Source organism: Pseudomonas sp. Sample_21 (assembly GCF_004307525.1).
In the GTDB taxonomy this organism is placed as follows: Bacteria; Pseudomonadota; Gammaproteobacteria; order Pseudomonadales; family Pseudomonadaceae; genus Aquipseudomonas; species Aquipseudomonas atacamensis.
Genome location: NZ_RCNZ01000128.1, coordinates 1 through 15,045 on the forward strand (window position 1 = coordinate 1; position 15,045 = coordinate 15,045).

Annotated in this window: 13 protein-coding genes; 5 read left to right on the forward strand and 8 right to left on the reverse strand. The window is 61.0% G+C overall.

The window, feature by feature from the left end; all coding sequences use genetic code 11:
• Positions 1–11 precede the first annotated feature (11 nt).
• Both D8U71_RS25035 and ubiA read left to right on the forward strand, forming a co-directional pair.
• Positions 12–521: a chorismate lyase gene (locus D8U71_RS25035; protein ID WP_130888963.1), complete on the forward strand. Its 510-nt coding sequence runs from the start codon at positions 12–14 to the stop codon at positions 519–521.
• Positions 521–1,411 (forward strand): 4-hydroxybenzoate octaprenyltransferase, encoded by an 891-nt coding sequence (ubiA, locus tag D8U71_RS25040; protein WP_130888948.1) that lies wholly within the window; start codon positions 521–523, stop codon positions 1,409–1,411. Before D8U71_RS25035 ends, ubiA begins: the two co-directional genes overlap by 1 nt.
• A gap of 117 nt (positions 1,412–1,528) precedes the next feature.
• On the opposite strand, the gene D8U71_RS25045 is transcribed toward ubiA, so the two are convergent.
• Positions 1,529–1,912: a hypothetical protein gene (locus tag D8U71_RS25045; protein WP_073470882.1), complete on the reverse strand. Its 384-nt coding sequence runs from the start codon at positions 1,910–1,912 to the stop codon at positions 1,529–1,531.
• Between the two features lie 151 nt (positions 1,913–2,063).
• On the opposite strand from D8U71_RS25045, the gene phoB reads away from it, so the two are divergent.
• From phoB to D8U71_RS25060, 3 genes are all read left to right on the forward strand, one after another.
• Positions 2,064–2,753, forward strand: coding sequence for a phosphate regulon transcriptional regulator PhoB (gene phoB / locus D8U71_RS25050; protein WP_007896474.1), 690 nt, complete (start codon positions 2,064–2,066; stop codon positions 2,751–2,753).
• A gap of 138 nt (positions 2,754–2,891) precedes the next feature.
• Positions 2,892–4,178, forward strand: coding sequence for a phosphate regulon sensor histidine kinase PhoR (gene phoR, locus D8U71_RS25055; RefSeq protein WP_221264854.1), 1,287 nt, complete (start codon positions 2,892–2,894; stop codon positions 4,176–4,178).
• 123 nt (positions 4,179–4,301) lie between these two features.
• Positions 4,302–5,642, forward strand: coding sequence for a hemolysin family protein (locus D8U71_RS25060; protein WP_016772486.1), 1,341 nt, complete (start codon positions 4,302–4,304; stop codon positions 5,640–5,642).
• 172 nt (positions 5,643–5,814) lie between these two features.
• On the opposite strand, the gene D8U71_RS25065 is transcribed toward D8U71_RS25060, so the two are convergent.
• The 7 genes from D8U71_RS25065 to D8U71_RS25095 all read right to left on the reverse strand — a co-directional run bounded on the left by D8U71_RS25065 (position 5,815) and on the right by D8U71_RS25095 (position 15,010).
• Complete coding sequence (locus tag D8U71_RS25065) at positions 5,815–6,711, reverse strand: M23 family metallopeptidase (RefSeq protein ID WP_016772485.1); 897 nt, start codon at positions 6,709–6,711, stop codon at positions 5,815–5,817.
• A 187-nt stretch (positions 6,712–6,898) separates the two neighbouring features.
• A complete protein-coding gene (locus D8U71_RS25070; RefSeq protein ID WP_130888949.1) occupies positions 6,899–7,831 on the reverse strand; it encodes a response regulator in 933 nt (310 codons plus the stop codon).
• 177 nt (positions 7,832–8,008) lie between these two features.
• Positions 8,009–8,770, reverse strand: coding sequence for a phosphate signaling complex protein PhoU (gene phoU, locus D8U71_RS25075; RefSeq protein WP_039757305.1), 762 nt, complete (start codon positions 8,768–8,770; stop codon positions 8,009–8,011).
• 119 nt (positions 8,771–8,889) lie between these two features.
• On the reverse strand, positions 8,890–9,723 hold the full coding sequence (gene pstB / locus D8U71_RS25080; protein ID WP_016772482.1) for a phosphate ABC transporter ATP-binding protein PstB: 834 nt from the start codon (positions 9,721–9,723) through the stop codon (positions 8,890–8,892).
• A gap of 95 nt (positions 9,724–9,818) precedes the next feature.
• The gene (gene pstA, locus D8U71_RS25085) at positions 9,819–11,489 is read right to left on the reverse strand and encodes a phosphate ABC transporter permease PstA (RefSeq protein ID WP_016772481.1); all 1,671 of its coding nucleotides are present in this window, start codon (positions 11,487–11,489) and stop codon (positions 9,819–9,821) included.
• 16 nt (positions 11,490–11,505) lie between these two features.
• Positions 11,506–13,791 carry an ABC transporter permease subunit gene (locus D8U71_RS25090; RefSeq protein ID WP_024014834.1) on the reverse strand — a complete coding sequence of 762 codons (2,286 nt, stop codon included), beginning with the start codon at positions 13,789–13,791 and terminating at the stop codon, positions 11,506–11,508.
• Positions 13,792–14,011: 220 nt separating this feature from the next.
• Positions 14,012–15,010 carry a phosphate ABC transporter substrate-binding protein PstS gene (locus D8U71_RS25095; protein ID WP_016772480.1) on the reverse strand — a complete coding sequence of 333 codons (999 nt, stop codon included), beginning with the start codon at positions 15,008–15,010 and terminating at the stop codon, positions 14,012–14,014.
• Positions 15,011–15,045: the final 35 nt, after the last annotated feature.

Consider the following 15,045-nt stretch of genomic DNA (forward strand, 5'->3'; position numbering starts at 1 on the left):
CCCAAGACCGCCTGACGCCCCGCCCCGATCTGTTGACCCTCGACTGGTTGTTCGACGAAGGTTCGCTGACCCGCCGCTTGACCCGTTTGTCCGAGGACGGCTTCAGCGTGTCGCCGCTGTTCGAAGGCTGGGACACCTTGCGCGCTGATGAATGCGCGGCACTGGAGCTGGCCGAGGGCAGCGAAGGCTGGGTGCGTGAGGTGTATTTGCGCGGCCACGGCGAGGCCTGGGTGTTTGCCCGCAGCGTTGCCTCGCGGGCGGCCCTGCAAGGTGATGGTTTGCACATGGATGAACTGGGCAGCCGCTCGCTGGGCGAATTGCTGTTTTGCGATCAGGCGTTCCAGCGCCGCGCCATTGAAGTCTGCCGCTACCCCGAACAATGGCTCCCGCCAGCGGTGCAAGCCCCTGAATTGTGGGGCCGGCGTTCGCGTTTCGACCGTGGCGCGCTGAGTGTGCTGGTCGCGGAAATCTTCCTGCCGAGCCTGTGGGACGCCGCCCGCGCCCATCCGGAGAACTGCTGATGTATCAGAGCCTGCTCAAGTCCCTCAACCGTCTGAACCCGCGCGCCTGGGATTTCGTTCAGTTGACGCGCATGGACAAGCCGATTGGCATTTACCTGCTGCTGTGGCCAACGCTGTGGGCGCTGTGGATTGCCGGCAAGGGTTCGCCGTCGCTGGCCAACGTGGTGATTTTTGTTCTTGGCGTAGTGCTGACCCGCGCCGGTGGTTGCGTGATCAACGACTGGGCTGACCGCAAGGTCGACGGCCACGTCAAACGCACCGCGCAACGGCCGCTCGCTGCTGGCCGCATCAGCTCGAAGGAAGCGCTGATGTTCTTTGCCGTGCTGATGGGCATCAGTTTTCTGCTGGTGCTGTGCACCAACGCACCGACGATCTGGCTGTCGCTGGGCGGTCTGGCGCTGGCATTCACGTATCCGTTCATGAAGCGCTACACCTACTACCCGCAAGTGGTGCTGGGGGCGGCGTTTTCCTGGGGCATGCCAATGGCCTTTACCGCTGAGACCGGCGAGTTGCCAGCAGCGGCGTGGTTGCTGTGGATCGCCAATCTGCTGTGGACGGTGGGTTATGACACTTATTACGCAATGACCGATCGCGATGACGACCTGAAGATCGGCGTGAAATCCACGGCGATTCTGTTTGGCGAGGCGGATCGGGTGATCATCCTCAGCTTGCAGGCATTGTCGCTGGCCTGCCTGATTCTGGCCGGGTCGAAGTTCGAGCTGGGGACCTGGTTCCACCTCGGTTTGCTGGTGGCTGCGGGATGTTATGCGTGGGAGTTCTGGTACACGCGCAGCAAGGACCGCATGCGTTGCTTCCAGGCCTTCTTGCACAACCATTGGGCAGGGTTGGCGATCTTTGTCGGGATCGTGCTGGATTACGCACTGCGCTGATGCATGACACCTGTGGGAGCGAGCCTGCTCGCGAAGGCGTCATGTCAGTCACCTCTGCAATAGCTGACACACCGCTTTTCGCGAGCAGGCTCGCTCCCACAGTTTTGTGCGTCGTGGTTACTTGGCCTTGGCGACTTTCCACGCGCCGTCCATTTTGCCGTCGCCGGTCATGTCGCCGGCCTTTTTGTCCATCACGAAGGTGTACAGCGGCATGCCCTGGTAGGCCCACTGCTTGCTGCCATCATCACGAGTGATTACCGTCCAGTCCCCCATCGACTTGTCATTCGCTGTCGCCATTAGCGGCGGCCAGTTTGCCGCGCACTTGTCATTGCACGCGGACTTGCCAGCGGAGTCCTTGGCGAAGGTGTACAGGGTCATGCCCTTGTGGTCGGTGTACATGCCGTCCTTCTCCATCGCCGGATCGGCCGCCATGGCCAGCCCCGGCAATGTCAGGGCGGCGGCCAGCAGCAGGGCTTTGAACGAAGCAGTCATCTGAGTCATGGAAACCTTCTTTTGTGGTTGTCAGGATTCGGACTTAGAGCTTAGTCGAGGATAGGTGCAAATGTTGCCGGCCTGAAATACTGTCACACGACTGCAATAATTCCGTTATCTAATGCGGCGCAAGACAGTTAAATGACAAGAGGATTAAGGCATGGTTGGCAGGAGCATTCTGATCGTCGACGACGAAGCGCCCATTCGCGAAATGATCGCCGTGGCGTTGGAAATGGCCGGCTATGACTGCCTCGAGGCAGAGAACTCGCAGCAGGCTCACGCCATCATTGTCGACCGCAAACCGGACCTGATCCTGCTCGACTGGATGCTGCCCGGCACCTCGGGCATCGAACTGGCCCGGCGCCTCAAGCGTGACGAGCTGACCGGGGACATCCCGATCATCATGCTCACCGCCAAGGGCGAAGAGGACAACAAGATTCAGGGCCTGGAAGTCGGCGCCGACGACTACATCACCAAACCGTTTTCGCCGCGTGAACTGGTCGCCCGCCTCAAGGCTGTGCTGCGCCGCGCCGGACCGACCGATGGCGAAGCGCCGATCGAAGTCGGCGGCCTGCTGCTCGACCCGATCAGCCATCGCGTGACCATCGACGGCAAACCCGCCGAGATGGGCCCGACCGAATACCGCCTGCTGCAATTCTTCATGACCCATCAGGAACGCGCCTACACCCGTGGCCAGTTGCTCGACCAGGTCTGGGGCGGCAACGTCTATGTCGAAGAGCGCACCGTCGACGTGCACATCCGCCGCCTGCGCAAGGCCCTCGGCGACGCTTACGAAAATCTGGTACAAACCGTGCGCGGCACCGGTTATCGGTTCTCCACAAAAGCGTAAAAGCAGCTGCAAGTTTCCAGCTACAAGCGGCAAGTGAAAGCCGATCCGTTTTAGCTTGGAGCTTGCGGCTTGAAACTTGAAGCTGCGGCTAAGGACGCCTCTGTGAATCAAAACTGGCATGGCACCCTGATTCGCCACATGCTGTTGCTGGTCACCGCCTGCCTGGTGATCGGCCTGATCACCGGCTATTACGGCTGGAGCCTCGCGGCGGGTCTGGGACTTTATCTGGCCTGGACGCTCAAGCAATTGCTGCGTCTGCACGAATGGCTGCGCCAGCATCAACCCGACGAAGCACCGCCCGATGGCTATGGTCTGTGGGGCGAGGTGTTCGACAGCATCTATCACCTGCAACGCCGCGACCAACGGGTGCGCGGGCGTCTGCAAGCGGTGATCGACCGGGTGCAGGAATCCACCGCCGCGCTGAAAGACGCGGTCATCATGCTCGACAGCGACGGCAATCTCGAATGGTGGAACCGTGCCGCCGAAACCCTGCTCGGTCTGAAGACTCCGCAGGACAGCGGCCAACCGGTGACCAACCTGGTGCGCCATCCGCGCTTCAAGGAATACTTCGAGCAGGACAGCTTCGCCGAGCCATTGGAAATCCCTTCGCCGACCAACGATCGCGTGCGCATTCAGCTGTACCTGACCCGCTACGGCAACAATGAACACCTGATGCTGGTCCGCGACGTGACGCGCATTCATCAGCTGGAACAGATGCGCAAGGACTTCATCGCCAACGTCTCCCACGAGCTGCGCACACCGCTGACGGTGATCTGCGGCTATCTGGAAACCCTGCTCGACAATGTCGAAGAAGTGAACCCGCGCTGGAGCCGAGCCCTGCAACAGATGCAGCAACAGGGCGGGCGCATGCAGACACTGCTCAACGACCTGTTGCTGCTGGCCAAGCTGGAAGCCACCGACTATCCGTCGGACAACCAGCCAGTGCAGATCGACACATTGCTGCAATCGATTACCAGCGATGCGCAGCAGTTGTCCGGGGCGAAGAACCAGCGCATCAGCCTCGAGGCCAATGCCGGGGTGCTGCTCAAGGGCAGCGAAGCGGAGTTGCGCAGTGCGTTCTCCAATCTGGTGTTCAACGCGGTCAAGTACACCCCGGCCGAGGGCAACATCCGCATTCGCTGGTGGGGCGACGATCAGGGCGCGCACCTGAGCGTGCAGGATTCCGGCATCGGCATCGACAGCAAACATCTGCCGCGCCTGACCGAACGTTTCTACCGCGTCGATTCCAGCCGCAACTCCAACACCGGCGGCACCGGCCTCGGCCTGGCCATCGTCAAGCACGTGCTGCTGCGCCACCGCGCACGCATGGAGATCAGCAGCGTGCCCGGTCACGGCAGCACCTTCACCTGCCATTTCGCCCCGGCCCAGGTGGCCAGCGCACGGGCGATCAGCGCCACCGAGTGATGCCGCCCGGCACACGCCACTAGGCAATCGCACGGTCAGCCGCTACATTGGCTGACTTGTGCCTGCCTTTCAGGCGCTGTTTCTCCCTACTTTCGAATCACACGGAACCCGCAAAACTCCATCATGGACCCTTCCCCTGGCTTGTCCCTCGCTACCATTTTTGCCGACTTCGGCATGATTCTTTTTGCTCTGATCCTGGTTTTGCTCAACGGCTTTTTCGTTGCGGCGGAATTCGCCATGGTCAAACTGCGCTCGACCCGGGTCGAGGCCATCGCTGAACAACACGGCTGGCGCGGACACATCCTGCGCACCGTGCACAGTCAGCTCGATGCCTACCTGTCGGCGTGCCAGCTCGGCATCACCCTCGCCTCCCTTGGCCTGGGCTGGGTCGGTGAGCCGGCGTTCGCGCACATTCTCGAACCGCTGCTGAGCGCGGTCGGCGTCGACTCGCCCGAGATCATCAAAGGCGTGTCGTTCTTCACCGCGTTCTTCATCATTTCGTACCTGCACATCGTGGTCGGCGAGCTGGCGCCCAAGTCGTGGGCGATCCGCAAACCCGAGCTGCTGTCGCTGTGGACGGCGGTGCCGCTGTACCTGTTCTACTGGGCGATGTACCCGGCGATTTACCTGCTCAATGCCAGCGCCAACGCGATTCTGCGTATCGCCGGGCAAGGTGAACCCGGCCCGCACCATGAACACCATTACAGCCGCGAAGAACTGAAACTGATCCTGCACTCCAGCCGTGGCCAGGATCCCAGCGATCAGGGCATGCGCGTGTTGGCTTCGGCGGTGGAAATGGGCGAGCTGGAAGTGGTCGACTGGGCCAATTCCCGCGAAGACCTGATCACCCTGGAATTCAATGCGCCGCTGAAGGAAATCCTGGCGATGTTCCGTCGCCACAAGTTCAGCCGTTATCCGGTGTACGACAGCGAGCGCCAGGAGTTCGTCGGCCTGCTGCACATCAAGGATCTGCTGCTGGAACTGGCCGCGCTGGACCACATTCCCGAGTCGTTCAACCTGGCCGAGCTGACCCGCCCGCTGGAGCGCGTATCGCGGCACATGCCGCTGTCGCAACTGCTGGAGCAGTTCCGCAAAGGTGGCTCGCACTTCGCCGTGGTCGAGGAGGCTGACGGCAACATCATCGGCTACCTGACCATGGAAGACGTGCTGGAAGTGCTGGTCGGCGACATTCAGGACGAACACCGCAAGGCTGAGCGCGGCATCCTCGCCTATCAGCCGGGCAAGTTGCTGGTGCGTGGCGATACGCCGTTGTTCAAGGTCGAGCGTCTGCTCGGCATCGATCTTGATCACATCGAAGCGGAAACCCTCGCCGGGCTCGTTTACGAAACCCTGAAACGGGTGCCGGAAGAGGAAGAAGTGCTGGAAGTCGAAGGCCTGCGCATCATCATCAAGAAGATGAAAGGGCCGAAGATTGTTTTGGCCAAGGTGTTGATGCTGGATTGATGGGAGTTTGGGGGGCTCTTGTGGCGAGGGGATTTATCCCCGTTGGACGGCGCAGCCGTCCCAAAACCATTGAATGCAGTCAGTTAGTACAGAGTTGCAATATTTGGGGCCGCTTCGCGGCCCAACGGGGATAAATCCCCTCGCCACAAAAACCCTCAACACCCTATCGCGCCTACTGCTTGCCCAACGCAAAGTTGGGCAACGCCCCCAGCGGCTGGTTGAACTGATAGGGAATCGACACCAGCCCTTCGCCGGTATTGCGCTGCACCACGAAATGCAGGTGCGGGCCGCTGCTGTTGCCGGTGTTGCCCGACAGCGCCAGCGGGCTGCCGACCTTGACCCGCTGGCCTTCGCGCACGCTCACCGAACCCTGTTTCAAATGCAGGTACACGCCCATGGTGCCGTCGTCGTGCAGCACCCGGACGAAATTGCCGGAGGCATCGGTACCGCGCCCGCTCTGGGAGTTCTCGGTCTTGACTACCACTCCCGCTCGCGCGGCGATGATCGGCGTGCCCACCGGCATGGCGATGTCCATGGCGTAGCGGTTCTTCGGCCCATAGTGGCTGTACTGGCCGTTGGCGCCCTGACTCAGGCGAAACGGCCCGCCACGCCAGGGCAGCGGATAGCGATAGCTCTGCGCGGTGCCTGCGGGGTCGCCCAGCGAATACTGGAACTGCGGCGAATACACCAGCGGCTGGTCACGACTGATCGCCGTCAGCAGCGCCAGCCGCGTGTTGCTGCGCGGTGGCAGCACACGACGGATCGCTCGCGACGGCGCGCCACGCACATTGCTCGTGCCGATGAAGGCCAGGGCAACCTCGACCGGCGCGTACAGATCGTTGCGCGCAAACACTACGTCGACGCCCTTCTGCTTCTTGATGTCCAGGTACACCTGGCGGTCGAGGCGCTCGACCATGCGGTCCTGAAACACGAACACTTTCGCGCCTTTGCTCGGGCGGTCGCTGTACGAGACCACGCCGTTGGCGTCGGTGGATTTGTAGATGGTCATGGCCATCGCCAGCTGGGAAGCCAGGCAGAGACCGCAGAAAAACAGCAGGCGCGCGAGCATGGGCAAAAGTCTGTCGAAGGAAGGCCTGGGAATCAGCCTAGCAGCTGAGACAGACCAGGCTAGTCGACAGATGTTTCAAATTAGCCAGCACACAAAGCAAAAGATCGCAGCCTTCGGCAGCTCCTACATGAGAATGCGTTCCCCTGTAGGAGCTGCCGAAGGCTGCGATCTTTTTGGGCCGCTGCGGTTACGCGCCGGGTACGAAATGCTTCTGCGCAGTGCCCCGGGCGATCAGGCGCGAGATGTAGTCGAGCTTCTGCGCATCCTGGTCGACAAAGCGGAAGGTCAGTTGCAGCCAGTCGCTGTCAGCTTTCTGCTCGTGGGCGACGATGGCGTGCAGGTAACCGTTGAGGCGCGCGATCTCGGCGTTGTCACCCTGCTCCAGATCGAGCACGGCGCTGTCGAGGATCTGCGGCAGGGTTTCGGTGCGCTTCACTACCAGCAGGGCTTCCTTGATGCTCAAGGCCTTGATCACGCATTGCTGAGTACCGCTCGGCAGGCGCAATTGGCCCTGACCACGACCGCCCACCGGCGCCTTGGATGCACCGGGCGCCTGAACTGGCGGGCTGTTGAGCAAACCGCGCGACGGTGCAGCGGCTGGAGCGGGGGCAGCAGCGGCAGGCCTGGCCGCAGCGCCGCCGACCACGGCCGGCTTGCCGCCGGTCAGTGCGCTCAGGGAATCGTTGCCGAATGCCGAATTCAGTTTGGTCGGCGCGCTGTTCATCAAGGTGTCGAGCTTGCCGACCTTGTTCAGTGCCTGCTTGACCTTGGTCAGCAGCTGCTCGTTGGTGAACGGCTTGCTGACGTAACCGGATACGCCGGCCTGAATCGCCTGCACGACGTTTTCCTTGTCACCACGGCTGGTGACCATGACGAACGGCATGGTCTTGAGGTTGTCCTGCTCGCGGCACCAGGTCAGCAGTTCGAGGCCGGACATTTCCGGCATCTCCCAGTCACACAGCACCAGGTCAAAAGCCTCTTTGGCCAGCATGGCCTGGGCCTTTTTGCCGTTGATGGCGTCCTCGGTGCGGATTCCCGGGAAGTAATTACGCAGGCACTTTTTCACCAGGTCACGAATGAACGAAGCATCGTCCACGACCAACACACTGATCTTGCTCATCCAACACCCCTATTAAAATCCCGGCAAGCATAACGCTGGCTGATGGCACATTGCCAAAACTCTTCAGTCACGCCGGGACTTTTCGTTCGCGGGTGCTGCTTTTTAATTCGATCTGCCTTGTGTAAAGCGCAAACAAAAACGCCCGGCCAGAGGGCCGGGCGCTTTTCTCAGGCAATCTTACTTATCGTCAGCTTCGCCCGGAACATTAGCGGTTTCAGTGCTTGTGCCTTCAACTTCTTCCTTCATGCGCTTGAGGCCCATGTGGCGCACGTCGGTGCCGCGCACCAGGTAGATCACCAGTTCGGAGATGTTGCGCGCATGATCGCCGATGCGCTCCAGCGAACGCAGGACCCAGATGATGCTCAACACCCGCGAGATCGAGCGCGGATCTTCCATCATGTAGGTGGCCAGCTCACGCAAGGCGGTTTTGTATTCGCGGTCGATGATCTTGTCGTACTGCGCCACCGACAACGCCAGATCGGCGTCGAAACGGGCGAAGGCGTCCAGCGCATCGCGCACCATGTTGCGTACCTGGTCGCCAATGTGACGGACCTCGACGTAACCACGCGGCGCTTCACCTTCTTCGCACAACTGGATGGCACGACGGGCGATCTTGGTGGCTTCGTCGCCGATACGCTCAAGGTCGATCACCGACTTGGAAATGCTGATGATCAAGCGCAGGTCCGACGCCGCTGGCTGACGACGGGCGAGAATGCGCAGGCATTCTTCGTCGATGTTGCGTTCCATCTGGTTGATCTGGTCGTCGATCTCACGCACCTGCTGAGCCAGGCCGGAATCGGCCTCGATCAGCGCCGTGACCGCGTCGTTGACCTGCTTCTCGACCAGCCCGCCCATGGCAAGGAGGTGGCTGCGCACTTCCTCCAGTTCAGCGTTGAACTGCGCGGAAATGTGATGGGTAAGGCCTTCTTTGGAAATCATTGTTCGCTCCGCGAAAGTTGCAAGCTTCAAGCTGCAAGCTTCAAGCAGTTATGTGTAAGTCCTGATATCGCACCGCATCTTTCTTGCCGCTTGTAGCTTGCGGCTTGCAGCTGCCCCAATCAGCCATAGCGACCGGTGATGTAGTCTTCGGTCTGCTTCTTCGCCGGATTGGTGAACAGGGTATCGGTGTCGCCGAATTCCACCAGTTTGCCCATGTACATGAACGCGGTGTAGTCGGACACCCGTGCCGCCTGTTGCATGTTGTGGGTAACGATGACGATGGTGAACTTGGACTTCAGCTCATAGATCAGCTCTTCGACTTTCAGCGTCGAGATCGGGTCGAGAGCCGAGCACGGTTCGTCGAGCAGCAGCACTTCCGGCTCGACCGCGATGGTGCGCGCGATCACCAGACGCTGTTGCTGACCGCCGGACAGACCGAGGGCCGAGTCGTGCAGACGGTCTTTGACCTCGTCCCACAATGCCGCGCCTTTCAACGCCCATTCAACGGCTTCGTCGAGGATGCGCTTCTTGTTGATGCCCTGGATGCGCAGGCCATAGACCACGTTTTCGTAGATGGTCTTCGGGAACGGGTTGGGTTTCTGGAACACCATGCCGACGCGACGACGCAGCTCGGCAACATCTTCGCCCTTGCGATAGATGTTGTTGCCGTACAGGTTGATCGCGCCCTCGACACGGCAGCCGTCGACCAGATCGTTCATCCGGTTGAAGGTACGCAGCAGCGTCGACTTACCGCAGCCCGACGGGCCGATGAACGCGGTCACGCGCTGTTTCGGGATGTTCATGCTGACGTCGAACAGTGCCTGTTTCTCGCCGTAGTACAGGCTCAGGCCCGGCACTTCGATGGCAACGGTTTCCTGCGCCAGGTCCAGGCTCTGCTTGTCGCGGCCCAGGGCAGACATGTTGATGCCGTGGCTGTGTGTTTCGTGCTGCATGGGGTTCTCACTCCGTTCGTAGCTGCAAGCTTCTGGCTGCAAGCTGCAAGTTTGAGCAAAAGCGGCTTGTAGCTTGCCGCTTGTGGCTAATGGCTTTAGCTATCCAGTGCTTTGTATTTTTCGCGCAGGTGGTTGCGGATATACACCGCCGACAGGTTCAGCGTCGCGATCACCAGCACCAGCAGCAGCGCGGTGGCGTACACCAGCGGGCGGGCTGCTTCGACGTTGGGGCTCTGGAAGCCGACGTCATAGATGTGGAAGCCCAGGTGCATGATCTTCTGGTCCAGGTGCAGGTACGGGTAGTTGCCGTCCACCGGCAGCGACGGCGCCAGTTTCACCACACCCACCAGCATCAGCGGCGCCACTTCACCGGCGGCGCGGGCCACGGCGAGGATCATCCCGGTCATCATGGCCGGGCTGGCCATCGGGATAACGATTTTCCACAGCGTTTCCGCTTTGGTCGCACCGAGGGCCAGCGAACCTTCACGCACGGTACGCGGAATCCGTGCCAGACCTTCTTCGGTCGCCACGATCACCACCGGCACAGCCAGCAGCGCCAGAGTCAGCGAAGCCCAGAGCAGGCCCGGCGTACCGAACGTCGGCGCCGGCAGAGCTTCAGGGAAGAACAAGCGGTCGACCGAGCCACCCAGCACGTAAACGAAGAAGCCCAGACCGAACACGCCGTAAACGATCGCCGGTACGCCAGCGAGGTTGTTCACCGCAATGCGAATCACACGGGTCAGGGTGTTCTGCTTGGCGTATTCGCGCAGGTACACCGCTGCCAGCACGCCGAACGGTGTAACGATCATCGCCATGATCAGGGTCATCATCACGGTGCCGAAGATCGCCGGGAAGATCCCGCCCTCGGTGTTCGCTTCACGCGGGTCGTCGGAGAGGAATTCCCAGATCTTGCTGAAGTAGAAACCAACCTTGGTCAAGGTGCTCATGCCGTTTGGCTGGTAGGCATGCACGACTTTGCCCAGACCGATTTCGATTTCCTTGCCGTTGGCGTCACGGGCGGTCAAGGCGTCGCGGTTGAACTGAGCATGCAAATCAGACAGACGTGCTTCGATGTCCTTGTAGCGCGCGTCCAGCTCGGCGCGCTCGGATTCCATGTCCGCTTGTGCGGTGGCGTCGAGCTTGCCTTCCAGCTCGAGCTTGCGCCCATGCAGTCGGATGCGTTCAAGACCGGCGTTAATTGCGCCGATGTCGGTTTTTTCCAGCGTCTTCAGTTGAGCCGCGAGATCGTTCACCCGATCGATGCGCGCTTGCAGTTCAGGCCATGCGGCCTCGCCCTCGGCGATGACCTTGCCATCCTGTTTGACGTTGACCAGATAGCCGTAGAAGTTGCCCCACTCGCGACGCTCGATCGCCATCAATTCTGGCGGTGTGGTCTGCTTGGTCAGCCACTCGCCGACGATCCAGGTGAAGTCGTTGCCGTTCAGGTCACGGTTGCCGACCTTGATCAGCTCGCGGGTCATGAATTCCGGACCTTCGTCCGGCACCGGCAGACCGGCGCTCTTCAGACGTGCGCGCGGCACTTCTTCTTTCTGCACCACTTCGCCGATCACTAGGTGATTGGCCTGGCCCGGTACGTCGTAGTGAGCGTGGATCAGGTCCGCCGGCCAGAAGTGACCGAGACCGCGCACGGCAATCACCGCCAACAGGCCAATGGTCATGATGACCGCGATGGACACCGCGCCACCGCTGATCCAGACGCCCGGGGCGCCGCTCTTGAACCATCCTTTCAGGGAGTTCTGTTTCACAGACTTCTACCTTTGCTTAAAGCGACGAGTATTTCTTGCGCAGACGCTGACGAATCAGTTCTGCCAGGGTGTTCATGACGAAGGTGAACAGCAGCAGCACCAGCGCCGAGAGGAACAGCACGCGGTAGTGGCTGCCACCGACCTCCGACTCGGGCATTTCCACCGCGACGTTGGCGGCCAGGGTGCGCAGGCCTTCGAACAGGTTCATCTCCATCACCGGGGTGTTGCCGGTGGCCATCAGCACGATCATGGTTTCGCCGACCGCACGGCCCATGCCGATCATCAGCGCCGAAAAAATCCCCGGGCTGGCGGTCAGGATCACCACGCGGGTCATGGTCTGCCATGGCGTGGCACCCAGGGCCAGGGAACCCAGGGTCAGGCCGCGCGGCACGCTGAACACGGCGTCTTCGGCGATCGAGTAGATGTTCGGGATCACCGCGAACCCCATGGCCAGACCGACCACCAGAGCGTTGCGCTGGTCGTAGGTGATGCCCAGGTCGTGGGAGATCCACATGCGCATGTCGCCACCGAAGAACCAGTTCTCCATGAACGGACTCATGTACAGCGACAGCCAGCCCACAAACAGGATCACCGGAATCAGCAGCGCACTTTCCCAACCGTCCGGGACTTTCAGGCGGATCGATTCAGGCAGGCGGCTGAAGGTGAAGCCGGCGACCAGAATGCCGATCGGCAGCAACATCAGCAGGCTGAAGATGCCCGGCAGATGCCCTTCTACATATGGAGCCAAGAACAGACCGGCGAAGAAACCGAGGATCACCGTCGGCATCGCTTCCATCAGCTCGATCACCGGTTTGACCTTGCGGCGCATGCCCGGGGCCATGAAGTACGCGGTGTAGATCGCCGCAGCGACGGCCAGTGGCGCGGCCAGCAGCATGGCGTAGAACGCGGCCTTCAGAGTGCCGAAGGTCAGCGGCGAGAGGCTCAGTTTCGGTTCGAAATCGGTGTTGGCGGCGGTCGACTGCCAGACGTACTTAGGCTCGTCGTAGTTCTCGTACCAGACCTTGCTCCACAGCGCGCTCCACGATACTTCCGGGTGAGGATTGTCGAGCAGCAACGGCTGCAGCTTGCCGCCGGCTTCGACGATCACTCGGTTGGCGCGCGGCGACAGACCGAACAGGCCCTGGCCTTCAACCACCTGATCGACCAGCAACGTGCGGTGTGCAGTACTGTGGAACACGCCGAGCTTGCCGCTGGCATCAAGGGCGAGGAAGCCTTTGCGGCGCTCTTCGGCAGCGATTTCAACGATCGGCGTGGTGCCCATCTGGAAGGTGCGGATCTGCTTCAGACGCTGCTCGCCATCGGTATCGCGGGCCATGAACCACTGGGCCAGACCGCCCTTGGAATCGCCGACGATCAGCGAGATACCGCCGACCAGCTGCGCGGTGGCGGTGACTTGGGCGTCGGCATTTTCCAGCAGTTTGTAGCGCCCGTTGAGGCTCTTGTCGCGCAGGCTGAACACGTCGGCCTGAGCTCGCCCGTTGACCACGTAAAGCCACTGCTGGCGCGGGTCGACGAAGATGTTTTTCACCGGCTCGGTCATCTGCGGCAGATCGATGCGCGTCTGCTCGTTGGTGACTTCGCCGGTCATCATGTTTTCTTCGCTGGTCAGCGAAAGCACGTTGAGTTGCGACCCAGTAGAGCCGACCAGCATCAGCGTCGAGTCGGTGGCGTTGAGGCTGACATGCTCCAGCGCGCCGCCGCTTTCGTTCAGCGCGATCGGTGCCTCGCCATAGGGATATTCGATGGCCGGGCTGATGGTTTTCTTGCCATCGGGGTAGCTGACTTTATAGGTATGACGGAACACCAGCGCCTGACCATTGGACAGCCCCACGGCCACCAGCGGATGACCCGGCTGGTCTTCGCCAATAGACGTCACGGTAGCGCCCGCAGGCAGCGGCAGATCGACACGCCTCAATTCAGCGCCACTGTCGAGATCGAAGAACAGCGCCTGGCCCTTGTCGGATACACGCATGGCCACCTGATTCTGCTCTTCGAGCGAGATCATCAGCGGCTTGCCCGCGTCCTGCATCCAGGCCGGGGTGATCGAGTCTTTCGCGGTCAGGTCGGCACCTTGAAACAACGGCGCTACAACGTAAGCGAGGAAGAAGAAGATCAGGGTGATGGCCGCGAGCACCGCCAGGCCGCCGACGAGGACGTACCAACGGGTGAAGCGATCCTTGAGCGCGCGGATGCGGCGCTTGCGTTGCAGTTCAGGCGTATTGAAATCAATGCGCTTGGGAGGGGAAGACGTAGTCATTGGGGAATTGGCCAGATCATTCATGCGCACACCCTAGCGATCCTGTATGACAGAAAGATGACAGTGCAGTGACGCAGCAAATCCGCCAGCCGGAAGTCCGGCAGCGGAGTCGAAAATTTGGTGGTTGCAGGAGCGCTTCTGCTCGCCAAGGCGTCGGGTCAGTCACATCGATGCTGCATGTGACCACCCCTTCGCGAGCAGGCTCGCTCCCACAGGAGTCCGGCTTCAGGCCGGCCTCAGGGTGTTACTTCTTGGCGACAGCGCCGCCTTCCTGCAGACCGAGGTCAGCCAGTGCCTTGGCGGCAACCTTGGCTGGCAGCGGGATGTAGCCGTCTTTCACTACCACTTCCTGGCCCTGCTTCGACAGCACCAGTTTCACGAACTCGGCTTCCAGCGGGGCCAGAGGCTTGTTCGGGGCTTTGTTGACGTAAACGTAGAGGAAGCGCGACAGCGGATACTTGCCGTTCAGGGCGTTTTCTTCGGTGTCTTCGATGAACTCGCCGCCTTCTTTCTTGGCCAGGGCGACGGTTTTCACGCTGGCGGTCTTGTAGCCGATGCCCGAGTAGCCGACGCCGTTAAGCGAGCTGCTGATCGACTGCACCACCGACGCCGAACCTGGTTGTTCGTTGACGTTCGGCTTGTAGTCGCCTTTGCACAGGGCTTCTTCCTTGAAGTAGCCGTAGGTGCCGGACACCGAGTTACGGCCGAACAGCTGGACTGGCTTGTTGGCCAGGTCACCGGTTACGCCCAGGTCGCCCCAGGTCTTGACGTCAGCTTTGGCACCGCACAGACGCGTCGAGGAGAAGATCGCATCGACCTGAGCCATGGTCAGGTGCTTGATCGGGTTGTCCTTGTGCACGAACACCGCCAGGGCATCCACGGCAACCGGGATTGCCGTCGGCTTGTAGCCGTACTTCTGTTCGAAAGCCTGCAGCTCGTTGTCTTTCATCTTGCGGCTCATCGGGCCCAGGTTGGCGGTGCCTTCGGTGAGTGCAGGTGGCGCGGTGGAAGAACCGGCAGCCTGAATCTGGATGTTGACGTTCGGGTATTCTTTTTTGTAGTTCTCAGCCCACAGGGTCATGAGGTTGGCCAGGGTATCGGAACCGACGCTGGACAGGTTGCCCGACACACCAGTGGTCTTGGTGTAGCTCGGGATAGCAGGGTCAACAGCGGCGAACGCGTTGGCAGTCGCAACGCCAGCAGCGACAAAAGTCATTGCCGCCATCAAACGCTTCAGTTTCATGCCTTACTCCTAGCAGATAGGGTGTGTTAAGTCGG